The sequence below is a fragment of the Paenibacillus sp. FSL R7-0216 genome (assembly GCF_037969915.1).
Classification (GTDB): domain Bacteria; phylum Bacillota; class Bacilli; order Paenibacillales; family Paenibacillaceae; genus Fontibacillus; species Fontibacillus rhizolycopersici.
The window spans coordinates 871,137-896,258 of sequence record NZ_CP150222.1 but is presented as its reverse complement, the minus strand read 5'-3'; the positions used below and the strand labels follow the sequence as shown (position 1 = coordinate 896,258).

Here is a 25,122-nt window from a genome sequence, read left to right as displayed (position 1 = left end):
TTGGATCAACCGTGTTGAAGTCCGGGATCCCTTCTTGGCCCCTCTTTGCATGATTATCCCTTTAGTTCAGGAGGCGAAGTTAAGGGGAGTTGGAATATTTTTCTTGATAGGGGATCATATGTTTGGTATAATAAAAAAGAGAACACACGTACGCATTGCGATGACTTGGAGGTTGGCGGACATGGGGATACATACGGGAATTGATTCTCAAGACTTTAGCATCCTTTACAAGAATGAGGAAGAGTGTGCGGCGGCGATTATTGCGATGAAATGGCCGGGCGGCTTTATCTGCCCGCGTTGTGCTCATACCCACTGCAGCCGTCTCACCACCCGACGCATCCCTTTGTTCGAGTGCGGGAATTGCAGGCATCAAACGTCACCTTTAGTCGGTACGATTTTTGAGGGAACCCATTTGCCCTTGTTGAAGTGGTTTCAAGCCTTGGAGTTGTTCCTGCTCCCCGACGGCATTTCGGCGATGCGTCTGAGCCAGGTGATCCGGGTTACCTACAAGACCGCTTGGTTAATGTTGCACAAAATACGTCATGCCCTGGGGGAATTCGATGCCCGGGAATTGCTAAGCGGAGTAGTGAAGGTCAACAACGATCTGTACGGATATGATCCGTCGCGTTGTCAGCTTTCGCACCCTCATGCCTCGGTGGTCGTGGCAGGATGCGCAGTAACGGAGTCTGGCGAACCCGAACGAGTCAAAATTCATCTAGTCCCCCCACAGAACAGAACATACGGAGAAAGGGCGAGTCGTCACGATCTCGCCGAGTTCATCACCGGAAATGTAGATATTCATGCATCTGAAGTGCAATTGTTTCCTTTGGCCTTTCGACTATACGCACCCTTGCGGAAAGTGGTCCGCGAGGCTTGGCAATCGCTGAAGTGTACGTATGTAGCTTTGGGTCGCAAGCATCTCCAAGCATACCTGAACGAGTACACGGGACGACGCCGATTGCGGCAGTCCGGGGGAGAAAGAACGATGCGCCAAGGTTTGCTGCATATGTGTGCAGCCATTCCAACGATTTCTTATCGGCAGCTAACTATGCGCCATCGCCATCAAATCTTCCCTTTACCCGTGGCAGCTGCCTGATCGGGACACTCCTACTTCCTTGTCCTGCTTTCTTGATCCCTTTATGCTGCTCTTTGGGCCGATTTTCTGTCTACTTCACCAATGCCTCAACCCAACCTATCCTACTACTTCTATCCGCTTATCTTATCTTTCCTAAGCTTGCCTGCCTTCATCTCTTTGAGCATTTCATTCCCTGTGCTTCTGTACATCTCGATTATCTATAACCTGATCAAACGGGATAATCATGCAAAAGAGCGGTAAAGCATATGCTGCTCTACCGCCCACCCTAACGACAATATTAGATTTCGTTGATAAATACCGTCTTCATTTTTCCGCTATATTGTACATCGAGACCTAGTCCCTGCACGAGCAAGGCCAGTGGCACATAGGTTTTGTTCTCCTTACCAACCTTTTGAAGGAAGGCCGGAGTCGCTGTGGCGGCTGGCGTGCCGTCCACCTGGATTTGCTTGGAGCCCACCGGAATGACAACCGTCCGGCTGCCGTAAGTGATCGTGGCAGTGGAACTACGGGTATCCCATTTGCTTAACGCTCCAACCGCGTCGGTGATGTCCTTGATCGCCACAAACGTTTGACCGTTTTTCAGGATCGGCGGATATGGCGTGTTTAGTTCATTTCCTTTGACCACAACGGATATCGGCGCACCGCCTGACTTCGCCGTTGTTGTACGGAAGCTGCCCCAAACCGTCTCGGCGAATGTCTTGGCGATCACTTCATATCCAGCTTGATTCGGATGGATATCCGTATCGGAAAAAATATGCGTCAGCGATATTTCGCGTCCCGTAAAAGCTGCTGCCACATGAGCTGCCTTCACCGGCTTTGCTTGGTTCGCATGATCGGCAACAATGCCATCCACGATCGCAGTAAACTTGCCAGCCAACTGCTGCAGCTCCTCGTAAATGGAGGCGTCGGCAAGCTTTGGCACCGGCTGATATTGATCGGCAACCACGACTTGCGCCGACGGATTGAGTTCCGTCAGGACGCGGATAACCTCGCGGAGGTTGTCGCCATAAGCCTTCAACACCACTTCACTTTGGGCATGGAGCTGCTCGAGCGAGATGTTTTTCACATCCGGGAGCAGCTTAAGCAAGTCGTTCCCACCGATCGTGATCGTGATCAAATCGGCTTTCTGCAGGTCGGCCTTCGCTTGCGCGATACCGGAAGCAAATGAAGCAATCCGTGGATCCGGCACATTCGCCTGAATGTCGGCAGCGGTAACCGGTGAGCCTGCCTGAATCGCCGTTATGTAGTTCTTCAAGCCTTCGCTGGTCAAACCGAGGATGCCGTAATTAACCGCCGAAGTTCGGCCATGGAACAGTCCTTGTTCTTTCAAACGATCGACGAAGCCGTACGGAACGCTCGTTTCAGTCATCCCCGGCTCGTACCCGACGGTAATGGAATCGCCAAGCGCTACGATAAGGTAGTCGTCGGCTTGGACCGCCTCAGCGGCTTTAACCGGCGCGGCGGCGGTGACGTTGAATAGGAAAAGGATCAGAGCAAGCGCTCCCGCCAGGACGGAAGCCAAGTTTAAGCGAATGTTCTTCAACAAGCTTTTCAACTCCTTTAAATAGTAGATAGAAGCCGTTAATCCGGCTTCTTCTCTACGCGTTCAGTTCTTTTCAAATAATCATCATAACGGCCATCGATTTCCTTGGCCATTTTTCGGTAATTCAACGTCTCTTCCACGATCGGATCCAACGTCGTCTGAATGCGGATCTCGTACTTCGGTGACAATTTTCTGCGCTCTTCCTCGCGGCGTTCTTCCTCGCTGCCGTATTCCCCTTCGGTCAGCATCTCGCTGAGCTCGCGTTCCAAATCCTTGCTATCGCTCATCCTGGACACTCCTTCCGGTATTCTGAGATCAAGCGTACCTGCTGTGAAAGCTGGCTTTTACAGCCCTGTCGCATCCGCAGCCCGGACCACACCAAGCAGTTCTTCATGGATTTTGCCATTGCTGGCAATCAAATGACGTACGCCGATGTGATAAGGGTTGCCTGTGGTATCGGTCACTATTCCTCCCGATTCCTTCACGATCAGCGCACCCGCGGCAACGTCCCAGGCGTTTAGCCCCACCTCGTAATAACCGCTCAGCCGACCGGCGGCCACATAAGCCAGATGCAGGGCTGCCGATCCAGCGGCACGCAGACTGCGCACTTCACCGGACAACGCATTCAGGCCACGCATGTTCACCGGCAGCGCAAACTCCCGGTCCGGGTTAAAGCCAACGGCAACGATACTGCCGGACAAAGACGCATCGGTGGATACTTTTGACGGTTGCCCATGGATATACGCGCCTTTGCCTTTCTCCGCCACAAACATCTCGTCGCGCATCGGGTCATAAATGACGCCGATAATGATATCACCTTTATATGCCAGCGCAATCGATACGCAAAAGAACGGAAATCCGTGCACAAAATTGGTCGTTCCGTCCACCGGATCAACGATCCATAAATACTCCGATTTGCTAGCCTGCTTCAGTGCCGCAGCAGATGCCGCCGCTCCCGGCGCTACCCCTTCTTCGCCGAGGATCGCATGATCGGGAAAATGCGTCAGAATCAGCTTGCGGATCATCGCCTCCGCGCCTTTATCCACGTCCGTCACCAAATCTTGGGGCGACTGTTTCGTATTCAAATCTTGGTAGCCCCCAAGCCGGCTCTTGATCCATTCTCCCGCTTTTGCGGCGCAATTGATCGCTACGGCCATCGGACTTTTACTACCTACCACATATGGAACTTTCGGATTCGATTCCAATCGATTCACTCTACTTTCATCGTAAACTGATAATCTACTCCTTAAAAACTATACGTCTTTGAAATTGCAAAGTTGCGTCCTTTCGCCTGTCCTGGCGCAGAATAAAGCGAACGCCTTGCACTATATGCAAAAAGTCCGTGTCCAAAAGCGGGGGTTTCGCCCCGCTGGAAACGAACTTTCAGCTGACTGACCGCATGCGGTCTTTACATTATGCGCCTACGATATTGTACCCGCCGTCCACGAAAATAACCTCGCCGGTAATGCCGCGGGACAGATGACTGATCAGGAACATCGCCGTGTCGCCGACTTCTGCCGTTTCGGTCGTTCTGCGAAGCGGTGCTTTCTCCTCGACTTGCTTGAGGATCGAGTTGAAATCGCTGATGCCCTTGGCTGCCAATGTACGGATCGGCCCGGCAGATACCGCGTTGACGCGGATATTCTTCGGTCCCAGATCGTTCGCCAAATAACGAACCGAAGCTTCCAGCCCGGCTTTGGCTACACCCATCACGTTGTAGTTGCGCATTACGCGCTCCGATCCCATGTACGTCATCGTCATAATGCTGCCGCCTTCCGTCATAAGCGGAGCCAGGCGCTTCGACACAGCCACCAACGAATAAACGCTAATGTCGTTGGCCAATGCAAAACCCTCGCGAGACGTATCGGCAAATTCACCCGCCAAGTCTTCGCCTTTAGCGAACGCGATGCTGTGCACGAGACCATGCAGCACGCCAAATTCGCCGCGCAGCGTGTCGGCCAGCTTGTCAATCTCCTCATCCACCGTCACGTTGCACGGCAAGATCAGCGAACCCGGAATCGTTTCGGCCAGCTTACGTACCCGGCCTTCCACACGTTCGCTCTCATATGTAAAAGCCAAACGGGCGCCTTGCTCTGCCAAACTTTGCGCGATCGCCCAAGCGATACTGCGTTCATTGGCAACACCCATCACGATCACATTTTTCCCCGCTAATAAATCACCCATGAATATCCTCCTCTAAATTGCGCTTTCATTTTGTACAACTTACCTTATTTCCCTGCATTTTTCAAGAGAGACGGGAGACAAGCGCGGCTTGTCCAACAATTACGGATTGATGCGCACGCTGGCTCCGTCTAAAATCTCAACGCCATCCCCCTGGTAGCGTGCCAAGTCCTCCATCAACGCAAATAATGCCCCGTCTTTCAGCTTCGCCTCCAGCATGACGTCGACCCGATCAGTGATCGGAGCGATGCTGCGCAGAAATTCCAGCAGCGGAAGGACAATGACATGATCGGCATGTCCACGCGGATCGCTGGCGCTTTTGGGGCTGGACGCGTGGATTTTCGGCGGAAGCGGATCGTCTACCGGCGAATCGGCTTGTGCGTACGGCGTTTGCCATGTCGCCAGGATCCGCGGCCACAGCTCGGCCGGACTCTCGCCTTCATTGTTCACCCACTGATGATGAATGTCGAGCACCATCGGAATGCCCAGCGCTTCACATAGCTCCAAGGTCTCGGTCGCGTTGAATGTCTTGTCGTCATTCTCAAACGTAAGTCGCTGCTTGATGCGCTCCGGAAGAGCCGCCACATTCTCTCGGAAACGGGCTCCTGCAGAAGGCTTGTCCCCGTAAGCGCCGCCGACATGAATATTGTTCTTCGCCCGGGCGTTCAGGCCCATGGCGTCAAACATAGCGACATGATGATTCAGGTCGCGGATTGAAGACTTCAGTACCTCAGGCCGCGGCGTGCTTAGTACCGTAAAATGGTCCGGGTGAAACGACACCCGAAGGCCGTGCTCCTTGACATATTCCCCCACGGCAGCAAAAGGCTCCCGCAACGCGTCGAAGGGATTCCAGTCTGAAAGCGACTCGTGGGTCGCAAGCGGAATCAGCTTCGAGGAGAAGCGATAGACCTGAATATCATTGCCGACGTTATGTCGAAGCAGGCGAAGTGTGTTATGTAGATTATCCCCGGCAATCGTCTCTAGTTTCCGGATCGCCGCCTCACGGTCGGCAATTCCGTTAAACGTCTTCAGCGTCATCGTCTTAGACGGCGAAGCGTTATCGATCACAGTGGACATCGCTACATAACCAAAGCGCACGATCATTTTCGGTCCGGATCTCCGAAGAACATTTCATACGCCAGAGCGGTCTGCACCGCGGTCTCCTCTTCCGTCAGCGGACGGACCAACTCCAGCTCAACCGAGGTAACTTCCTCACCATTGAAGTTAATTTCGGCAACACAGGCGGTGATTTTCACAATGGCTACCGCCTTATTTTCGGGCGAATAAGCAATCACCTTTTGACCTGTCGGAAAGACGCGCAGCCCTTCTTTGAGCATTTTGCCGCGACCATATTCCAGCAGTTCGTAAAGCTCCTGCTCTTTCTTGAATTTACAGACCGAATTGAATTCGGTTTGAAACCCCATCGTCATCCCTTCCTTTCCTTAGCCGTTCGTCCGGGCAGCGATGACCGCCGCCGTCTATACGCCGCTTTCGAATTCCAGTTCTTGCCGGGCCGCGTAACGCTCCAGTGCCAGTTCGATCAGCCGATCCAACAACGACTCATAGGCTACTCCAGTTTCGCGCCACAGAAGCGGATACATGCTGAAGGGAGTGAAGCCCGGCATCGTATTCACTTCGTTAATCCAAATCTTGTGATCCGATTTCCGCACAAAGAAATCGGCCCGGCACAACCCGCTGCCGGCAATGGCTTTAAACGCTCTGACCGCCAAGTCGCGAATTCGATCAGCCAGTTCGGTATCGAGGGACGCAGGAATCAGCATCTGTGATTTACCGTCCAGGTATTTGGCCTGATAATCATAGTATTCTCCAGAAGAGACAATTTCTCCCGGCACGGAGGCAAGCGGTTCGTCGTTGCCGAGCACCCCAACTTCCACTTCGCGGGCGTCAACGAATTCCTCAACGATTACCTTCACATCGTAGCGGAAAGCTAGCGCCACGGATGCCAGCAATTCCTCACGTGTTCTCGCTTTGGAGATCCCGACGCTAGAGCCTAAGTTCGCCGGTTTGACGAAGCAGGGGTAACTGAGCTTCTCTTCAATTCCTTGTACCAGCGTATGACTGGATCGCTCCCACTCCGTAGCGGTGAAGTAGCAGTAAGCGCATTGTTCGAGACCTGCTTCGGCGAACAGTTTTTTCATGATGACCTTATCCATTCCGGCTGCGGAAGCGAGCACCCCCGCTCCGACGTAAGGCAAATCGGCCATTTCGAAGAGCCCCTGGATGGTTCCATCTTCGCCGTTCGTTCCATGCAGAAGTGGAAATACCACGTCAATGTTGGATTGACCAGACGAAAGCTTGCTGAACAAGAGCCCCATTGCGGCTGACGTATCCCCTGCGCTCTCCCCAAGCTTCAAATCCTCCAGAGCGGTAAACGGCGCGTTTAACTTACCGCCGACCTTCCATTTCCCCTGCTTGTCGATATAAAAAGGAAGCAGTTCGTATTTGTCGTAATTAAATGCCTTAGATACGGCAAAAGCTGTCTGCAGCGAAACTTCATGTTCTCCCGATTTGCCTCCGTAGATAAGTCCTACGGTGATTCTATCCAGTCCCATAATAAACCTCTTTCCTTAAATAGGTAGTTCTCAGCCGACTTTAGAACCGGTCCGCGATATGAAAAAAACGATACACCGTATTGTCGGTCCAGGCATAGGAATCCCGGTAGTCCCAATAGCGGTGTTTGCTTGGCGTCGTATGGGCGTTGACCAGCGGCATTCCGCCGGCGTCAAACGCAGTTACGATGGTACTATGCTGAAACGTGCCGTTTCCGTCCCAGTCGTAGGCGATAACGTCTCCGAGCTGGAGTTGTTCCGGACGTTCGAGCAACTCGGCGCGAAGCCCGTTTCGGCTTTGGCCGAGATGGCGTTCTAGCGCATTGGCGACAGACCAGCTGTAGCTCCACAGCTCCCGCCCGCCGACATGGCCTTTGTACCACCAGCCCGATTCTCTTTTTCCAGTATAGTTTATTGGGGCTCCGCCTGCAAAGAGACATTGGGAGATATAGTTCGTGCAGTCGACCTCGAAGGCGGCGAACTCCGGATTAAAACTGTCCCACCACCGATCGGCATATATAACAGCTTCTGCGCGCCGGTAGGCGATGCTGCGGGCACTGCCGCCCCCAAGGACATCGCGGTTTAAAAACGGCCTCGGCACAGCCCCTTTATGGCCTGTCGCTTCGCCCTCATCATTAGCAGGGAGCACCAACGCCGGATGTCGTTCAGGAACCGGCTGCTCTACCTTGATGACGGTCCAGCCCGCACCGTCCCGCGCCAAAGTCAGGCGCTGCTTATCGATTCGCTCCTCCTGGTGGCGGGCGCCTCCTTTTTCATAGTATATTTTTCGCGACAGTTGCAGATCGACCTCGATCTCGCCCTCGCGGTTTTCGATTTCGCGTACCAGCTTGGCCCGGGTCTCGCAGCGCAACGGCGCAGCCCCTCGAACACGATACCAACTCTCCAGCCTGCGCTTCCGTTCGCCCCGTTGCAGCAAATAATCCACATCGGTTACGACCGTGCCCCCGCTAGGCGTGCGATAGTCCACTTCATCCTGGTTTTGTTCGTTTACGTAAACCGATAACGTCTTTTTCCATTCATCCGCCATGCGTCCACGCCTCCTTTTTCCACTGTTAGTCATTATATGAACGCCTCGGAGGGAGTATGTTTTGCACCTGTCCCGGAGGGGTCTGAAAACCCATTCATCCGCACCGGAGCAGCCTAAACAAGGTGAGATTTGGGTACAAAAAGTACTTTACTCACCACGTGAGGGAAGGTATACTTAAATCAAAGAAAATTTGAAATTATGTTTCATTAGGTGAAACTTACTAAGGAGGTTCATTCATGTCAGCGAACGATTTTTTCTCCTCTGCCCGTACGCTGGAAGTCGGCGGCAAGAGCTACCGTTACTTCGACCTGCAGGCTCTCGAGCAACAAGGGCTTGGCAGCATTTCCAAGTTGCCGTTCTCGATTAAAGTGCTGCTTGAGGCCGCTGTACGTCAATACGACGGCAGAGCCATTACTCAGGAGCATGTGAAGCAAATCGCAGGTTGGAGCGAAGGCCGCGATGAGAATAAGGAGATTCCGTTTATCCCCGCTCGTATTGTTTTGCAGGATTTCACCGGCGTGCCGGTTGTCGTTGACCTCGCCGCCATGCGCGATACCGTAAAGAAAGCCGGCGGCGATCCGAAGCAGATCAACCCGCTCGTGCCTGTTGATCTCGTTATCGACCACTCCGTTATGGTCGACGCGTTTGGTTCCCCGGATGCGCTCGAGTATAACATGAAGGTCGAGTTTGAGCGCAACGAGGAACGTTACCGCTTCCTGCGCTGGGCGCAAACCGCCTTCAACAACTTCCGTGCCGTACCTCCGGCTACCGGGATCGTTCACCAGGTGAACCTGGAGTATCTGGCTTCCGTGGCCGCTACCAAGACGGTGAACGGGGAAACGGTTGTCTACCCGGATTCCCTCGTCGGTACCGACTCCCATACGACGATGATCAACGGCCTTGGCGTCGTTGGTTGGGGTGTTGGCGGAATCGAAGCCGAAGCCGGCATGTTGGGACAACCGCTTTATTTTGTTGCCCCGGAAGTCATCGGGTTTAAGCTGACCGGCAGTCTAGCCGAAGGCGCAACCGCGACCGACCTGGCGCTGACCGTAACCCAAATGCTGCGCAAGAAAGGCGTCGTTGGCAAATTCGTAGAATTCTACGGCCCGGGCCTGGCGAACATCGGCCTCGCTGATCGCGCGACCGTGGCAAATATGGCCCCGGAATACGGCGCAACGATCGGTTATTTCCCGGTAGATACGGAAACGCTCGCTTACTTGCGCGGCACCGGCCGCTCCGAAGAGCAAATCGCTCTTGTTGAAGCGTATTACAAAGCGCAAGGCATGTTCCGCACGAACGATACGCCAGATCCGGAATTCTCCGATCTGATCGAGCTGGATCTTGGCTCCGTTGTACCAAGCTTAGCTGGCCCTAAACGTCCGCAGGACCGCATCGAGCTCACTGCGATGAAGGAAAGCTTCAACACCATCATCCGCACGCCGGTTGAGAAAGGCGGCTACGGCCTCAGCGAAGAAAAAATCGAACAGTCCGTGCCGGTGAAGCATCCGAACGGCTCGACCAGCGAACTGAAAGCCGGGGCGGTTGTCATCGCGGCGATCACGAGCTGCACGAACACCTCCAACCCAAGCGTCATGGTCGGCGCCGGCCTGCTGGCGAAGAAAGCCGTAGAACGCGGTCTAACCAAACCGGGTTACGTGAAGAGCAGCTTGACGCCAGGTTCGCTCGTGGTCACCGAGTACCTGCAAAAAGCCGGCCTGATCGAGCCGCTGGAAGCTCTCGGCTTCCACGTTGCCGGTTACGGCTGCGCAACCTGTATCGGGAACTCCGGGCCATTGCCGGACGAAGTCAGCACGGCAATCGCCGATAACGATCTGACCGTTGCGGCGGTCCTCTCGGGCAACCGGAACTTCGAAGGTCGCGTCCATGCCCAGGTGAAAGCCAACTATCTGGCTTCCCCGCCGCTTGTCGTCGCTTACGCGTTGGCCGGCACAGTCAACATCGACCTGCAAAACGATCCGATCGGCTACGATCGCGACAATCAGCCGGTCTACCTGAAGGACATCTGGCCTTCTTCCGCGGAAATCAAGGAAGCGATCGGCCAATCGGTGAGTCCGGAGATGTTCCGCAGCAAATACGAGCACGTCTTCACGCAAAACGAACGGTGGAACTCGATTCCGGTTCCGCAAGGCGAGCTGTACGAGTGGGATGAGAAATCGACTTACATCCAGAACCCGCCATTCTTCGAGAAGATTGGCGAGGGGCTGTCCGACATCGCCGACATCCGCGGCGCTCGCGTACTGGCCCTGCTTGGCGATTCGGTCACGACCGACCATATCTCCCCGGCGGGTAACATTTCACCAAACAGCCCTGGGGGCCAATATTTGACCGATCATGGCGTCGAACGGAAGGACTTCAACTCCTACGGTTCCCGCCGCGGTAACCACGAGGTCATGATGCGCGGCACATTCGCGAACATCCGTATCCGCAACCAAGTGGCGCCGGGCACAGAAGGCGGCGTAACCAAGTATCTGCCAACGGATGAAGTGATGTCCATCTACGACGCTTCGATGAAATATCAAGCAGGCGGCCAGAACCTCGTCGTCATCGCCGGCAAAGAATACGGCACCGGCAGCTCCCGCGACTGGGCAGCTAAAGGCACGTATCTGCTGGGTGTCAAAGCGGTCATTGCCGAGAGCTTCGAACGGATCCACCGCAGCAACCTGGTTGGCATGGGCGTTCTGCCGCTGCAGTTCCAGGAAGGCGTGAGCTGGAAAACGCTGGCCATCGACGGTACCGAAACGTTTGATATCGACGGACTCAGCAATGACGTGAAGCCGGGTCAAGAATTGACCGTAACGGCAACTCGCGCGGACGGGACTACGTTCCAATTCCCGGCTATCGCCCGTCTCGACAGCATGGTTGACGTCGATTACTACCACAACGGCGGCATCCTGCAAACGGTATTGCGTCAAATGATTGCTTCAAACTGATCGTCCAACCTTTTCTATATAAAAGAGTTCCCTTCAGCCTTATGAAGGGAACTCTTTTCTTTTGCAGACGTAGTATCGCGATTCCGATACAATTGCAAAACCAGTCTTGCGGTACAACTCCAATGCGCTGCGGTTATCTGCGGCCACGCTCAAGCGGATCCTCGTACGGCCCTGCGCCAGAAGCAACCGCACGGTTTGGGCTAGCATCTCTCCTCCATACCCACGCCCCTGTTGGGACGGAAGCACGCAAAAATCGTGGATCACCGCCGTCTCGCTCCCCAGAAGATTGACGCGAATCAAGCCGATCCGCTCTTCCCCGCAGCAGCCGATATAGTTGTGGCGGCTGGGCTCCCGAGTATGGCCCAAATACTGAATAGTCCACTCCTCGGTATCGCCAAACGCCTGCGACAAGCAACGTACCATAAAGCCAAAATCCTCAAGCTCCTCCGGACGAAGCGTCAGGTCCGCGTGACCGGCTGAATCTTCTTGCCAGGAGGTGAGTTCCATGGCGAACTGCGAGCCGTCAAACCGCGTGCCCAGATGCTCCACACAGCGTAAGCCGGGTTCGGAATCGGCGGGAACCTTAAACCGGTAGGTTTGGATCCCCTGCTCGTCCATCTCCGTGATCGCAGCCTCCAGCAACCGTCGGAATACGCCTTGGCGGCGCGATTCCGGGTGAACCATGGCGATTAAGTTCGCCTCCACCCCATCCGCAGTATACCAACCTAAATATCCGCGCAGACTCCCTTCCACCTGGTAGAGATAGGCGTGATCGCCGCTTTCTTTGCTCAAGTTATCCAGACCGATGTTCAATTTTGACCCGTCCGCTTGACGGCAAACTTGCTCCAGCCAGTGAATCGGTTCCAGCGATTCCGGCGTAACTTCCGATAGCTTTACGATGATATAGGATGGCACCGATTCAGCCCCCTTCTATTTGTAAAAGAACATGTTAATAAAACCAAACGACTACTTTACACTACAACAACCATCTGTTATATTATAAGTATAACAGTTAGAACAAGAGAAGGAGATGCCACATTGTGATTATACAGCTGGATTTACAATCGGATGTCCCGATTTATACGCAGCTGGTCCATCAAATTATTGAGGGAATTGCCAGCGGGCAGCTTCAATTGGGGGAGCCCCTGCCATCGGTACGAAGTCTGGCTTCTGACATCGGCGTTAACCTGCATACCGTGAACAAAGCCTACACGCTGCTGAAGCAGGAAGGATATATTCAGGTCCATCGCCAAAAAGGCGTCGTCATTGATCCGGAGGGTATGCCCCCGGTGACTCCCGAATTCCGCGAGAAACAACGGCGAGAACTGCGTCCGATCGTAGCGGAGGCCATCTGCCGCGGGATCGAGAAGGACGAGTTGCTCTCCCTAGTGGAACAAATCCACCAAGAAATTACTCGAGAGGAGTAGTGCCCTATGATGTTTCTATCTACCTTGTTATTGCTGCTTATGTTTGTACCCCTGGTAGCATCTCTGGCCTTCATGCCTTATTTGACCCGGGAAACGGTAAGCTTCGGCGTATCGGTCAGCCCGGAGCAGTATTGGAGCGAACCGATCCGTCGGTTACGTCGGCAATATGCCGCTGTGAGCGGGGGAATTTATTCCCTGTTGCTGATTGCGTGCCTGCTTAGTGTATGGAACAAGGACGGGAACGCCCAAGGAGTCTGGTTTAGCGTTTATATCGGATTGACGATTATCTTCTCTACGGCCCTCTACCTTGTATTTTATTTCCGTATGAAAAAGATCCGTCCGGCCTTGCCAGTCGCCTCCTCCGCTCCCACTCTACTGGCGGTGGACACCGGCTTTCGCCGGCAAAAGCTGGCGCTTTCCGGCAAGTGGTTCTTGATCCACGCAGGGATTATTGCCGCCAGTGTAGCCTTGGTGTTAAGCCAATACGCCGCCATACCAGATCCCGTCGCGATGAAGTTTGACTTCTCCGGGGAAGTAGTCCGCAGCGCCACCAAATCTTACCGCGTCGTGTTGTTTCCCAATGTGATGCAGGTGATTATGACTATATTGTTCGGGTTTGTCAACTGGTCGATTCAACACAGCAAGCAGCAGCTTCAAGCCGCCGACCCGGAACGTTCACTCCGCCAAAACGTCGCGTTCCGTCGCAGATGGTCCGTTTTTACACTCGCGTCCTCGCTGGCGTTGATCTTGATGTTCTCTTTCATGCAAGTGAACCTGATTCGCCCAATGGACAAGAACATCATCACGCTAGTTAGCATGGCCGTCCCCGTCTTCATCGTGCTGTTCGCGTTGGTGTTATCCTTCACCACGGGACAAGGCGGAAGCCGAATCGGCCGCGGTACCGCAGCAGCTACCGGCACAAGCACGGCACCGGTTCCGGATGACCGCTACTGGAAGTTAGGTTCCATTTACTTCAATCCGCAAGACCCATCGTTATTTGTCGAGAAGCGAAGCGGCATCGGCTGGACGATGAATTTTGCTAATCCGCTATCCTGGATTACCCTGCTTGGCATTCTGGCCGTCATCGGTTGGTCTGCCTGGCTCGCAAAATAGAAGTTATTAAGGAGGAGATTACGATGACCAAACGATCCCGATTGTTCAAAAACGCTGCCGCCGCTACGCTGGCGCTCAGTCTGACCCTTCCGTCCGCTTCCGCCTTCGCAGCGAAGCAAAGCGCCACAGCGCTAGCCCCGGTACGGGAAGCTGCCGAAGGTTTTGGCGCACAAGTCCACTGGGAGTCCGGTAGCGCTACGATCCTTGTAACGAAGGATGGCCATAAGCTGGTGCTAACGATCGGTTCGGCGGAGGCTCTGCTTGACGGAAATCGCGTTGTTTTAGACGAGCCGGTACGTATTGCTGACGGCCGCGCTCTAGTAGACGCTGATTTTCTTGCTAAGGCGTTTGAAGTAAAGAGCACGAATCAGCCTGAAGTCGGGGCGAAAGATCACGCCGACTTGTTCTTGAACGCGCTGCTTGACGGAAACGGTGCCGAAGCAGCGAAATATGTCAGCCCTTCTTCGTCCTATGCCCTCCCGGCCGCCATGCTGAACCAGCTGTGGGCCAACTATGAAACGATTTTTGGCAAAGCGGCGGGCGCTCCGTCCAAAAGCGAAACGACCAACTCGATACATCGCAACGTAACGTATGCGTTCCAAACGGCGGCGTTTCCGGTGAACCTGACGCTTCGGCTTAACACCGCCGGGGAGATCGATGATATGTATATCGCCGCTGCGACCAGCTCGGCATACCAAAAACCCGCCTACGACGACGCTGCCGCTTACACCGAGCGAGAAGTAACCGTTGGCGAAGGCGCCATAGCCCTCCCGGGCACATTGACGCTGCCAGCCGCGGGCAAAGGTCCTTACCCGGCAGTAGTGCTCGTGCACGGCTCCGGCACGAACGACCGGAACGAGGCGATTGGCAGCTCCAAGCCCTTCCGTGACCTCGCGGTTGGTTTGGCTGCGCAAGGCATCGCCGTGCTGCGCTACGACAAGGTGTCGTACGAGCATACGTTCAAGGTTGCAGCGGATCCGAAGTTCACACTAAAGAAAGAGACCGTCGACGATGCTCTGAAGGCGGTCGCATTATTGAAACAAACGCCGGAGATCGATGCTTCTCGCATCTTCGTCGCCGGTCACAGCCAAGGCGGTTACGCTATGCCGCTCATTACCGCAGGCGATGCTAACGGCGACATCGCCGGAACGATTTTGTTGTCCGGGCCTAGCGGTAAATTCGCTGACGTGCTAGCCGAGCAGCAAGCCGAACTCGTCAACCGTGTGAAGCAGCTTGGCCAGGACCCGGCGCCTTACGAGCAGCAAGCGGCTGTGTACACGTCGATCGCCGCGATGGTCAACGACCCGCAGTATACGATTGACCATATGCCGGAGCAATTCCCGTCCCAGCCTGCTTACTGGTGGTTCGAGCAGAAAAATTATGTGCCGGCCGAGCTCGCCAAGCAGCAGTCCGGCCCGATGCTGATCCTGCAAGGCGAGAACGATTGGCAGGTGACGATGAAACAGTTCGAAGGTTGGAAAGCGGCGATGCAGAACCGCAAAGACGTCACGTTCAAGTCGTATCCACAGGTCAATCATCTTCTGGCCAAAGTGGACGGCCTCTCCATCGGCGCCGAATACAACCAGCCGTCCAACGTGTCCAAAGAGATCGTCGACGATATCGCGGCTTGGGTTCGCGGGACCAAGTAAGCCGCGCTGTGCTTACTGCCCCCTCGATGCCAACAAAGCCCGCCCCATAAGGGGCGGGCTTTTGCGTGCTCAAGACACAGGATGCCGCGACACACGGAGTCACAAATAAGGTGATCCAATCACCTTACCTTATTGGCTCCATCATCAGGCCCATCTCCCGGGCCGCTTCCACCAGGATCGGCCCGTACTCCTCCAGCCGCTGCAACGTCAAGCGGCTGACCGGCCCCGACACGGACAGGGCGGCGGCGAGCTTCCCCGTCCGGTCGAAGATCGGCGCGGAGACGGCGGATGCCCCCGGCTCCCGCTCCTCGTAGCTGGTGGCATATCCGTGTTCACGGATCTCCTCCAGCTGCGCCACATAGGCCGCCCGGTCAACCGTCGGCGGCCAATCCGGGCTGTCCAGCACCGCCTGGAGCACTTCGTCGCCCGAGTAGGCGACGAGCACCTTGCTGGACGCGCCCACGTACAGCGGCAGTCGCGCACCGACCGGCGCGACCCGGCGGATCGCCTGGTTGCTCTGCACCGCCTGGATCCGCAGCCGCTCGATGCCGTCGCGCAAATACAGGCTGACCGTCTCCCCGAGCCGATCGCGCAGTCGCTCCATCTGCGGCAGCAGCAGTACGGCCGGGTCGTCGCTGTGGGACATGTGCGTCGACAGCTCCCACACCTTAAGGCCCAGGCGGTACTTCTCCGTAGCCGGATCACGAACGACAAAACCTCGTTCCTCCAGCGTGGTCAACAAGCGGTGGACCGTGCTTTTATGCAGGCCGATTTCGGCGGCAATCTCCGTCAACCCCAAATCGCTTGCTTTCGTGAAGCAACCCAATATATCCAAAGCCCGCTCGACCGCGCGCACTGTCAGCTTCCGGTCTTCCATCCGGCATCTACTCTCCTTAGGTTTCACTATATGAAACTCGGTTACATAAATTATATGAAAGAAGCGAATTTCCGTCAATGAAACACCTTCCATTGACATTAATAAGGGATCGACTTACGATTAAATTCAGGAGAATCGCGTTATTTCGACATTTTCTCCGGTTCAACTGCTATAAAAGCGTTTTCTTAACGGTAAACTGTCCGCTTTTGCAATCATATAATCCAGTATTGGGAGGGAAGCGCATGAGCCACACTGGCCGAAATGACCTTCCCTTGCCTTCTTCGGCTTACGTTACCGACGATGTTCCCGCGGCGACTACCCGGCGCGTCAGCATTAAAAATATCCTCGTAGCTCTCCTGTTGTCCGTGCTGTTCTTCCTGATTTTTTGTTTTGTCTCGCTGCACGGGTATATCGCCTGGGTATTGTCCAATCCAAAGGTGGCACCGCTTTATTCTAATCCAAAGCTGTCCATCAACCTCGAATACGAGAACATCGCTTTTCCCGCGGCCGACGGGAGCCGAATAATGCAAGGGTGGTATATTCCTGCGGAGGACTCCGTCAAAACCATCGTCTTTAGCCATGGGTATGGAGCCAACCGTGAAGAAACCTGGATTCCGATGTATGATCTGGCCAATTTCGCCCATCGGTTGAACTTCAATGTCCTGATGTTTGATTACGGCTTTGCCGCGCAAAACAGCAAGGAAGTCGCCACCGGCGGCAAAAAGGAAGCCCAACAGCTGCTCGGAGCGATTCAGGTTGCCAAGCAGCGAGGCGGCCAGGAAATCATCGTCTGGGGCTTCTCTATGGGAGCCGGGACCGCATTGCAAACTGCTTTAAAAAGCCCGGACATTGACGGTATGATCCTTGACAGTACGTTCCTGCTTGAGCCGGATACGATGTACCACAACATCCGTCAGCATATCGGGCTGCCCCGCCATCCTTCGCTGGAGATCATCGGCATGCTGTTGCCGGTGCTAAACGGGACCAGCCTGCGGCAAATTCCGTACGCTCAGGTTAAATCGGAGGACTATCCTTTTCCGACTCTGTTCATTCACGGCACTGAAGATGAAAAGGCTCCTTACCCCATCGCGGAGAAACTCGCAGCCAACCAGACCAACCCCGATTCCGGCGTGTGGATCGTGGACGGAGCTCATCATGAATTGATTTTCCGTGAGCATCCCAAGGAGTATTTACGCAAAGTGTCGTTGTTCCTCGGAAAAATCAAGCTAGCATCCCAAAATACCAATGTGCAAATCGGGTCTGTATCTGAATAGCATAAGCCAACCCTCCTCGCTCATAAGTTAGTAGTAATGTACTTCTTAATCTTGAGGAGGTAGGCCGAATGTTGTTCGTTTACGGGCCTTTTTTGCCTGTGCGTATTTTGGAGGAAATTCGCTTTTGGAAGCAGCAGGAAGCGGAGCATACGGAGGTGATCCAAGCCATCGTTCCCGGCCTGGAAGCCAATTACGTCCAGCTTCTGGAGGAATGGAAGCCCGTATTTGAAGGGACACAGACCGCGGCCGACAGGCTGTTGCAATACGCTTTGGCGACCCCTTCCGCCGCCTCCAGCCCTGAGGTCGTCCGGCAGACGGAACGGCTTCTGCAAGCCTCGTTCCAGCAATCGCGGGAATTCATCCGCCAGCTAGAAATCATGCTGAATCATAGCCATGCCGTCAAGATGGTACCGCTCGCTCCGGTCGTACTTCAGCATATCATTCGCGAATCGGCGTATTTCCTCGAGGTCCTCGAGCGGTTGAACCGGCCGGGGGGAATTGCCGGCAATATGGCCGGGGCGACGCCTTATCCTTATCCCCCTGCTGCCCCCCTCCCCGCATCGTTAAACAGAGAGGACACCTACGATACTTCTGAGGAGAACTTCGAGGCGGAAGCCGTGCAGGAAGATGCACCTCTTCGCCAAGAACCGGCTGCGAACGACAACGCTGAAGAAGCCGCAGCGCGTGTACCGGAGCGTCCCGTCCCAATCGGCGGGCATACGCTTCCTCCTTTGCCTTACCCTTATAACGCACTGGAGCCGCACATCGACGAGCAGACGATGCGCATCCACCACGATAAGCACCATAAGACGTACGTCGACGATTTGAACAAAGCGGAGCTGAAGCTCCAGGAAGCCCGCAAATCCGGCAACTTCGATTTAGTGAAGCATTGGGAGCGAGAACTGGCCTTTAACGGCGCGGGGCATTATCTTCATACGATTTTCTGGGATGTCATGAGTCCAAAAGGCGGAGGCAAACCGGAAGGTGAACTGCTAGAGCAGATCAAACGCGACTTCGGCAGCTACGACGCTTTCCATAAACAGTTCTCCGAAGCGGCCGCGAAGGTGGAAGGCGGCGGTTGGGCCATTCTCGTGTGGAGCCCGCGTGCCCACCGGCTGGAGATCCTCACGGCGGAGAAACACCAGAACCTGTCGCAATGGGACGTCGTTCCGTTGCTTCCGCTCGACGTATGGGAACACGCCTATTATCTGAAGCATCAGAACATGCGTGCCGACTACATCAAAGCCTGGTGGAACGTCGTCTATTGGCCGGCCGTCGCCAAGCGGTTCGAGGCGGCAAGAAAATTAAAATGGCAGCCGTTTTAACGGCTGCCATTTTGTTCACACTATTCACTTTCATTTACTCAATTTGAAGAGGATAAGAGTTAATAACAAAATAATAATAGTGTTATTTAATTGTTGGATAAGGAGTCCGTACCCATTTTCAGCGTAGCTCATCGTTACTACAAAATATAAGACTGCTATGATTAGAATCGTCAAAATAAGTATTAATTTATTCGGGGTAATATTCTTATTCATGATCTTATCCTCAACATATACATGTATTTATTAATAATCATATTCTATTTGTTTATAGATACTCAAGTAGTAATCCGTAGTCCCATACTTAACTTTAGCAGAGTTATCCATGTTGATGGAAGCTAAAGATCCAGTAGACGCCCATGCAGTGCCAGGTTGAATTCTTGTCGGATTACCTAAGGAATACCTCAATCCTGTAAATGCCTCATTGTAAACACTCCAATGCAATGAATCTGAAGTTTGCCCCCCAGACACAGAAATATCCGTCGATACATTTGATGGAGTGAATGACCAGGAGACTGCCCAAGGCAATCCTACAGTAATTGAATTTCCATTCGCATTATTGGTTGAGTCAGGCCCCCAATCCAAAATATTATCCGAAGAGGGGTATTTTAAGCTATGATCTATGTCTATTGTTTCAAGAGACGTAACCGTACTATAAGAAGTTAATTCTACATTATTTCTCAGATAAAGATAATCATACTTGGGATCCTGATCTTCGGTTGTGTTTCTTTTCAAAATGTAGTCAGCATTTAATGTAGCCCGTAGTATCGAGTTTCCATTTGCATCATCTCTATATAACGAACTATTGAGATTATAACCACTAGTAATAATTGTATCTGTGCCATAGCTAAGTATAGATGCGATATCTTCAGCATTATCCTTTCCATATTGTGAAATCTCTTGAAGTACGACATCCTCATAAAGCGCCTTTTTCTTCCCCTCATATGTGTACGACTGAATATTACTAAAAAATTTAGGTTCACCATCTACATATCCGATTAAATTCCAAGACTCTTCCTTATCATTAATTACTTCAATTCATCTCTTCTTTTGATTCTTTCTCTCTTGCTTGATCTGTTATTCTACTTGGAGTAAATTTTGAGATTTTATTAGAATCCAGATTCTCACCAAAAACAAAGACTTCCCGACCATTACTTATGATATTTTGTAGAATATTCATATTGCTTTCTGCTTTTTCCCATGAAATAACTATAGCGTCAAAATTATCTTGCGGAATCTCTTCATTGTAGCTTATTTCATAGTTATTTCTAAAGTTATTCATTGCATTATCTTCCGAAACTTTATATTGTACTCTTTTTTCTACTTCATGTATCTGGTCTGTGATAACGATTATCTTTTCCTTGATATTCGTAATATTTGAACCAGCGTAGGCACTTGAACTTGAGGTAACAAAAAATAGTGCTAAGGAAAATGATACTATAGCTTTTAGTTTCATTGACGAAGCCTCCTATAATATAATAGGTTCCGGCCAGATCCCTTATTGTTATTATATACCATTTATGTATTTTATATCAATATATTGTTTTTTCAGTACCTCCCTTCCATACTTAACCAGATTTCTAAATAGGATAATGATACGCAAACCCATCTCAAAACTAAAAAACCTTCAGTTAACGAGGCATAATCCTCGAAACCAAAGGTCTTTTATAAAAAACTAATTTTTGATGAGCGACAAAAACTCCGCCCGAGCAGCTGCATCCTTGCGGAAACTTCCGCGTACGGCTGAGGTTACGGTCTTGCTGCCCGGCTTCTTGACGCCGCGGGCGCACATGCATAGATGCTCGCCTTCGACGACAACCATCACGCCTTTCGGCTGCAGTACTTCGTCCATGATGTCAGCAATCTGCGAAGTAATCCGCTCCTGCACCTGCAAGCGGCGAGTCACCGCTTCAACCAGACGGGCCAGTTTGCTGAGCCCGGCGATCCGGCCGCTCGGAATATAGCCGATATGGGCTTTACCGAAGAAAGGCGCCATATGATGCTCGCATTGACTGTAGTAGACGATATCTTTGACAATGACGAGTTCCTCGTGATTTTCCTCGAAGGTCACGCCCAGTACGTCACGGGGATCCACTTCATATCCGGCAAAAATCTCCTCATACATCCGGGTCACCCGGGCCGGGGTTTCGAGTAGTCCTTCACGTTCCACGTCTTCCCCGATCAATTTCAGGATTTCCCGAACATGATGTTCAATTTGCTCCCGATTGTCGCCTACCTGCTTGTTTACATAATCTTTCAATCCAGCCATCTTCAGCGCCTCCTCCCTTCACATGAAATATGTGAAACGTTTCATTATTTTTTCTTCTTTGTCGGACGGCCCGGTACCGGCGCTTGTCCGCCTTGATTTTTCATCATCTGCTGCGCGCGTTGCATCTGTTTGCTGTTCAGGTTATACCCCATTTGCTTCGCCATCTTTTGCAGCATCTCCGGATCGCTCTGCATCTTCGTAAGCTGTCTGCGGAGGTAAAATACCCCGATCGCGAAGCCGCCGACCAGCCCGACGATTAAAGTAATGATTGGAATAACGATATCCATGCTTCAGCCACCCCTGGATTATAATCGTGCAGCCCCTGCTATAAAGGCCGGCGCACTCCAAATATCATAGCATCCAGCCTGCCGCGATTCAAGGATTCAGGCCAAAACCGCCTCGATAAACAACGTGGTTTCCGTCGCCAGGTCGACTTCGTTCACGTCCAACTCGTCGCCGGTTCCCCGCACGATCCGAATGACCGGTCGGCCCGGCAATCCCCGGTGCTGCCTTACAACCACGCCGGTCTCCTTCGTTCCGAGCCGGACCGAGGTTCCGTTCGGATAAACGGAGATGATGCGCGTAAATTCTACAAGCACCTCGTGGTCCAGCTCTTGTTCGGAGCAGGCCATCATATGCTCGCAGGCCTCATGCGGTAACAAAACCCGCCCATCCTTACTTCCACCGCTGATCAGGTTGTCGTACATATTGGCGACCGCGACGATCCTCGGGAACAGATGGATTTCCTCTCCCGCGAGCTTCCGCGGTATGCCGTTACCGTCCGGACGCTCATGATGTTGCAGCGCCGTATGGGCGATTAGCAGATTAAATTCGCGTTTATGACGCAGCAACTCGTATCCCCGCCACGTATGGTGGTTTTTGGGGTCCTCCGGATCGGCTCCCTCTGGCAGTTCCAACGATTTGCCGATATCGTGCAGCATCGCGCCGATGGCCAAATCCTTGAGTTGGGAATATCCCAACCCCAGGTTAAGTCCAATCATGGACGAAATCAGGCTGACGTTAACCGCGTGAAGATAGGCGGCATTATCCGCCGTCCGAATATCGGTAAGCTGCAACAATACTTCCTTGCTATTCAACACGTCGGTCAGCAGAGAGTCGACGCTGTTGCTGATTTTGCGCGTGCTCCAGTCCTTCCCGGAGCGGATCGCCTGCAGCGTTTCGGACATCTCCCGGAACACCGCCTGTTTGGTCGATTCGCTGAGCACGTCTTCGATTTCGATATCCTCGTAATCCGGATCCTTAATATATAACATCGTTACGCCGATCCGCTTCAGCGTGTTGATCATGAACACCGTAAGCTGAACCCCTGACGACAATAACACGGTCCCGTTAGCCGAATACACGGTTTTCCCCAGATGTTGCCCCGGTTCGATATCCTCGATATTGATGAAACGCATCTATGTTATCCCCCTTGCCGGATATCAATCCCCGATGGAAGCCTGCAGCTTCTGCTCGGCGGTCCGAAGCCGAACCCGCACTTCTTCCTCCTGCTCGGCGTCAAGCGCCCGGCCGATCGCTTCTCCGGCCTCCATGCCCCCGATTTGGCTTAATGCCCAAGCTGCGGTTCCCCTTAGCTCTGGACGTGGATCATGAAGCAGTATATCTATTAATTTCGGCACGGAAGTCGGATCTTTGAAGTTACCTAGCGCAATAACTGCATTGCGTTGGATCGGTTTCTTGCCTCTCCAGGCTGCGGCGCTGTCACCGAAACGTTCCTTAAATTCGCGATTGCTTAAGTCTAGCAGCGGCAGCAGCAGCGGTTTGACCTTCTCCGGGTCCGGCGCCAGCTCCGGCCGATGGTTCCATGACTTGCCTTTGTTCTTCGGGCAGACGACTTGGCACGTATCGCAGCCGTACAGACGATTGCCGATTTTAACCATAAATTCTTCATCTACAAACCCTTTGGTCTGCGTCAAAAAAGAAATGCAACGCTGTGCGTTCAGTTCGCCGGGGCCAACTAACGCTCCCGTCGGGCACGCGTCGATGCACTTGGTGCAGTCGCCACAGTCCTCCGTTACCGGCGAGTCCGGAGGAAATGGCACGTTCGTGATCAACTCGCCGAGGTAAATCCACGAGCCCCACTTCGGGGAAATGATCGCGCAGTTTTTGCCCTTGAAGCCAATCCCTGCCCGCTCCGCCACCGCTCGATCTACCAATACCCCGGTGTCAACCATGCTTTCGATTCGCGCTTCGGGTACGCGTTCGTGGATAAAGCCCTCAAGCTTCTCCATCGCTTCGCGGAGCACCTGATGATAGTCCTGTCCCCAGGCGGAACGAGCCAGGATGCCCCGCCGCTCGCCAGGCGCAGACTTCGGAGGATTCTCCATCTTCGACGGATACGCTACCGCGATCGAAATCAGCGAAGCCGGCTGCGTAAGCGACAATTCCGGATACACCCGTTTATTTAGATCCGGCTCTTCAAAGCCGGATTCGTAACCTTTGTCGCGCCGGTCCTCCAGAATCGCTTTCAGCGACACAAACGGATCAGCGCTGGCAAATCCGATATCGTCGATGCCGAGCTCCGCCGCCGCTTCCTGGATCTCCCGCTTCAGCTCGGCCCAGCGGCTATCCCCAGCCGGTAAACGGGCAAAGCCGGTTTCCGTCATCGGCATCTCTTCCCCCTCCTTGCTGTTCATGTTGCTGTTATGGTAACAAAGCATTATTTTTCAAGAGGACAACCGTTTAATCGCTTCCCGAGCCAACAGGTCGCAATGATTGTTCAGCTCGTTGTCGCTATGCCCCTTCACTTTCACGTATTCCACCTTGTGGATGCCCATGAGCCGCCAAAGTTCTTCCCAAAGGTCGCGATTCTCGACAGGCTGGTTTTTGCTGTTCTTCCATCCGTTCTTAAGCCACCCGCGGATCCAATTCTGTTGAAAACAGTTGACCACGTAGGCGGAGTCGCTGTAGACCTTCACCTGGCAAGGCTCCTTCAAATGGCTGAGCGCTGAAATGACCGCTTGAATCTCCATACGGTTGTTCGTCGTCATTTTCTCGCCGCCGGACAGGTCTTTGCGATGCCCGTTAAACAGCAGCACTGCGCCCCATCCCCCTGGACCCGGATTCCCGGAGCAGGCCCCATCCGTATATATCATAACTTCCTTCACGATTCATCCTCCCAAACAAACGTCTTATAAATCACGGATCTTGGCAATCGGCCAAAAAACGAATTCAGCACGGCCAACGATCCATTTCTCTTTCACGGTGCCAAAGTAACGGCTGTCTTTGCTCCGTCCGGCATGGCGGTTATCGCCCATCACAAAATAATCCCCCGCGCCGAGTTGAACCTCCGACATGTCACCGTCTTCGATCGCCGAGTCGGTGTACGGTTCGTTCTGGGACTCCCCATTTATAATCAATTGGCCGTCCCGTACCTCGACCGAATCACCCGGTACCGCCACGACTCGCTTAACCAGAAACGGTTTCCGATCGGCATCGACGCTGGGATCCTTCAGCACAACGACTTCGCCGCGTTTCGGATGGCCAAACCGGTACACCATCTTGTCCACGAACAGCCGCTCCTGCTCCTCCAAGGTAGGTTGCATCGACTGCCCCTTCACCATCGACAAATTAAACACGAATACATTTAACAGCATCATGATCACGAAGGCGATGACGATCGTCTTCAACATCTCCCATATTTCCGCAGCCCAGCGACTCTGCGGCTTGCCGGCGGATCCCTCGAGGTCCGCTTGTGCCTTGCTTTCCGAATCCATGACCGGTTCCATCCTACACCTCATCAAATTTAAACAATCTATATAATAGAAAAGCATATCCTTCA

23 protein-coding genes and 1 pseudogene are annotated in these 25,122 nt (G+C 53.3%); 7 read left to right on the top strand and 17 right to left on the bottom strand.

Going from position 1 to position 25,122, the window contains the following annotated elements:
• The first annotated feature begins 181 nt into the window (after positions 1 to 181).
• A complete protein-coding gene (locus MKZ15_RS03805; RefSeq protein WP_339819945.1) occupies positions 182 to 1,096 on the top strand; it encodes an IS1595 family transposase in 915 nt (304 codons plus the stop codon).
• Between the two features lie 277 nt (positions 1,097 to 1,373).
• Here MKZ15_RS03805 and MKZ15_RS03800 read toward each other — a convergent pair whose 3' ends face one another.
• From MKZ15_RS03800 to MKZ15_RS03765, 8 genes are all read right to left on the bottom strand, one after another.
• Positions 1,374 to 2,642 (bottom strand): stalk domain-containing protein, encoded by a 1,269-nt coding sequence (locus MKZ15_RS03800; protein ID WP_339819942.1) that lies wholly within the window; start codon positions 2,640 to 2,642, stop codon positions 1,374 to 1,376.
• A gap of 35 nt (positions 2,643 to 2,677) precedes the next feature.
• On the bottom strand, positions 2,678 to 2,926 hold the full coding sequence (locus MKZ15_RS03795) for a hypothetical protein (RefSeq protein ID WP_155607215.1): 249 nt from the start codon (positions 2,924 to 2,926) through the stop codon (positions 2,678 to 2,680).
• A gap of 57 nt (positions 2,927 to 2,983) precedes the next feature.
• Positions 2,984 to 3,796, bottom strand: a complete 813-nt coding sequence (locus MKZ15_RS03790) for an inositol monophosphatase family protein (RefSeq protein WP_339819938.1) — start codon at positions 3,794 to 3,796, stop codon at positions 2,984 to 2,986.
• Between the two features lie 256 nt (positions 3,797 to 4,052).
• Positions 4,053 to 4,823 (bottom strand): enoyl-ACP reductase FabI, encoded by a 771-nt coding sequence (fabI, locus tag MKZ15_RS03785; RefSeq protein ID WP_155607217.1) that lies wholly within the window; start codon positions 4,821 to 4,823, stop codon positions 4,053 to 4,055.
• Between the two features lie 99 nt (positions 4,824 to 4,922).
• Positions 4,923 to 5,924, bottom strand: coding sequence for a UV DNA damage repair endonuclease UvsE (gene uvsE / locus MKZ15_RS03780; protein ID WP_155607218.1), 1,002 nt, complete (start codon positions 5,922 to 5,924; stop codon positions 4,923 to 4,925).
• Positions 5,921 to 6,244 (bottom strand): hypothetical protein, encoded by a 324-nt coding sequence (locus MKZ15_RS03775; protein ID WP_155607219.1) that lies wholly within the window; start codon positions 6,242 to 6,244, stop codon positions 5,921 to 5,923. Before MKZ15_RS03775 ends, uvsE begins: the two co-directional genes overlap by 4 nt.
• 54 nt (positions 6,245 to 6,298) lie before the next feature.
• Positions 6,299 to 7,393 (bottom strand): D-alanine--D-alanine ligase, encoded by a 1,095-nt coding sequence (locus tag MKZ15_RS03770; protein ID WP_339819935.1) that lies wholly within the window; start codon positions 7,391 to 7,393, stop codon positions 6,299 to 6,301.
• Between the two features lie 40 nt (positions 7,394 to 7,433).
• The gene (locus tag MKZ15_RS03765; RefSeq protein WP_339819932.1) at positions 7,434 to 8,438 is read right to left on the bottom strand and encodes an amidase domain-containing protein; all 1,005 of its coding nucleotides are present in this window, start codon (positions 8,436 to 8,438) and stop codon (positions 7,434 to 7,436) included.
• Between the two features lie 236 nt (positions 8,439 to 8,674).
• Here MKZ15_RS03765 and acnA point away from each other — a divergent pair, with 236 nt between their 5' ends.
• Positions 8,675 to 11,389, top strand: coding sequence for an aconitate hydratase AcnA (gene acnA / locus MKZ15_RS03760; protein ID WP_155607222.1), 2,715 nt, complete (start codon positions 8,675 to 8,677; stop codon positions 11,387 to 11,389).
• A 39-nt stretch (positions 11,390 to 11,428) separates the two neighbouring features.
• On the opposite strand, the gene MKZ15_RS03755 is transcribed toward acnA, so the two are convergent.
• Positions 11,429 to 12,304, bottom strand: a complete 876-nt coding sequence (locus MKZ15_RS03755; RefSeq protein ID WP_339819929.1) for a GNAT family N-acetyltransferase — start codon at positions 12,302 to 12,304, stop codon at positions 11,429 to 11,431.
• A gap of 125 nt (positions 12,305 to 12,429) precedes the next feature.
• Between MKZ15_RS03755 and MKZ15_RS03750 the strand changes: the two genes are divergently transcribed.
• Genes MKZ15_RS03750 through MKZ15_RS03740 form a run of 3 tightly spaced genes read left to right on the top strand, consistent with a single transcriptional unit; the run spans position 12,430 to position 15,578 of the window.
• Positions 12,430 to 12,816: a GntR family transcriptional regulator gene (locus MKZ15_RS03750; protein WP_193418810.1), complete on the top strand. Its 387-nt coding sequence runs from the start codon at positions 12,430 to 12,432 to the stop codon at positions 12,814 to 12,816.
• Positions 12,817 to 12,822: 6 nt separating this feature from the next.
• Complete coding sequence (locus MKZ15_RS03745) at positions 12,823 to 13,929, top strand: DUF5808 domain-containing protein (RefSeq protein ID WP_213623566.1); 1,107 nt, start codon at positions 12,823 to 12,825, stop codon at positions 13,927 to 13,929.
• Between the two features lie 23 nt (positions 13,930 to 13,952).
• Positions 13,953 to 15,578 carry an alpha/beta fold hydrolase gene (locus MKZ15_RS03740; protein WP_339819925.1) on the top strand — a complete coding sequence of 542 codons (1,626 nt, stop codon included), beginning with the start codon at positions 13,953 to 13,955 and terminating at the stop codon, positions 15,576 to 15,578.
• A 124-nt stretch (positions 15,579 to 15,702) separates the two neighbouring features.
• On the opposite strand, the gene MKZ15_RS03735 is transcribed toward MKZ15_RS03740, so the two are convergent.
• Positions 15,703 to 16,455: an IclR family transcriptional regulator gene (locus tag MKZ15_RS03735; RefSeq protein WP_155607299.1), complete on the bottom strand. Its 753-nt coding sequence runs from the start codon at positions 16,453 to 16,455 to the stop codon at positions 15,703 to 15,705.
• Between the two features lie 242 nt (positions 16,456 to 16,697).
• Here MKZ15_RS03735 and MKZ15_RS03730 point away from each other — a divergent pair, with 242 nt between their 5' ends.
• Both MKZ15_RS03730 and MKZ15_RS03725 read left to right on the top strand, forming a co-directional pair.
• Positions 16,698 to 17,729 (top strand): alpha/beta fold hydrolase, encoded by a 1,032-nt coding sequence (locus tag MKZ15_RS03730; RefSeq protein WP_155607226.1) that lies wholly within the window; start codon positions 16,698 to 16,700, stop codon positions 17,727 to 17,729.
• A 68-nt stretch (positions 17,730 to 17,797) separates the two neighbouring features.
• Positions 17,798 to 19,054, top strand: coding sequence for a Fe-Mn family superoxide dismutase (locus MKZ15_RS03725; protein WP_339819922.1), 1,257 nt, complete (start codon positions 17,798 to 17,800; stop codon positions 19,052 to 19,054).
• 1,030 nt (positions 19,055 to 20,084) lie between these two features.
• Here MKZ15_RS03725 and MKZ15_RS03720 read toward each other — a convergent pair.
• The 7 genes and pseudogenes from MKZ15_RS03720 to lepB form a co-directional block, all read right to left on the bottom strand.
• Positions 20,085 to 20,507: a hypothetical protein gene (locus MKZ15_RS03720; RefSeq protein ID WP_339819920.1), complete on the bottom strand. Its 423-nt coding sequence runs from the start codon at positions 20,505 to 20,507 to the stop codon at positions 20,085 to 20,087.
• Positions 20,508 to 20,726: 219 nt separating this feature from the next.
• A complete protein-coding gene (gene folE, locus MKZ15_RS03715; protein WP_155607229.1) occupies positions 20,727 to 21,320 on the bottom strand; it encodes a GTP cyclohydrolase I FolE in 594 nt (197 codons plus the stop codon).
• Between the two features lie 44 nt (positions 21,321 to 21,364).
• Positions 21,365 to 21,607, bottom strand: coding sequence for a YneF family protein (locus tag MKZ15_RS03710; protein WP_155607230.1), 243 nt, complete (start codon positions 21,605 to 21,607; stop codon positions 21,365 to 21,367).
• A 96-nt stretch (positions 21,608 to 21,703) separates the two neighbouring features.
• Complete coding sequence (locus MKZ15_RS03705) at positions 21,704 to 22,738, bottom strand: HD domain-containing phosphohydrolase (RefSeq protein ID WP_155607231.1); 1,035 nt, start codon at positions 22,736 to 22,738, stop codon at positions 21,704 to 21,706.
• A 75-nt stretch (positions 22,739 to 22,813) separates the two neighbouring features.
• Positions 22,814 to 23,953, bottom strand: a pseudogene (gene queG, locus MKZ15_RS03700) (tRNA epoxyqueuosine(34) reductase QueG); the annotation flags it as partial.
• A 54-nt stretch (positions 23,954 to 24,007) separates the two neighbouring features.
• Positions 24,008 to 24,448, bottom strand: coding sequence for a ribonuclease HI (gene rnhA, locus MKZ15_RS03695; RefSeq protein WP_193416594.1), 441 nt, complete (start codon positions 24,446 to 24,448; stop codon positions 24,008 to 24,010).
• Between the two features lie 24 nt (positions 24,449 to 24,472).
• Positions 24,473 to 25,057 (bottom strand): signal peptidase I, encoded by a 585-nt coding sequence (gene lepB, locus MKZ15_RS03690; RefSeq protein ID WP_240908758.1) that lies wholly within the window; start codon positions 25,055 to 25,057, stop codon positions 24,473 to 24,475.
• Between the last annotated feature and the right edge of the window lie 65 nt (positions 25,058 to 25,122).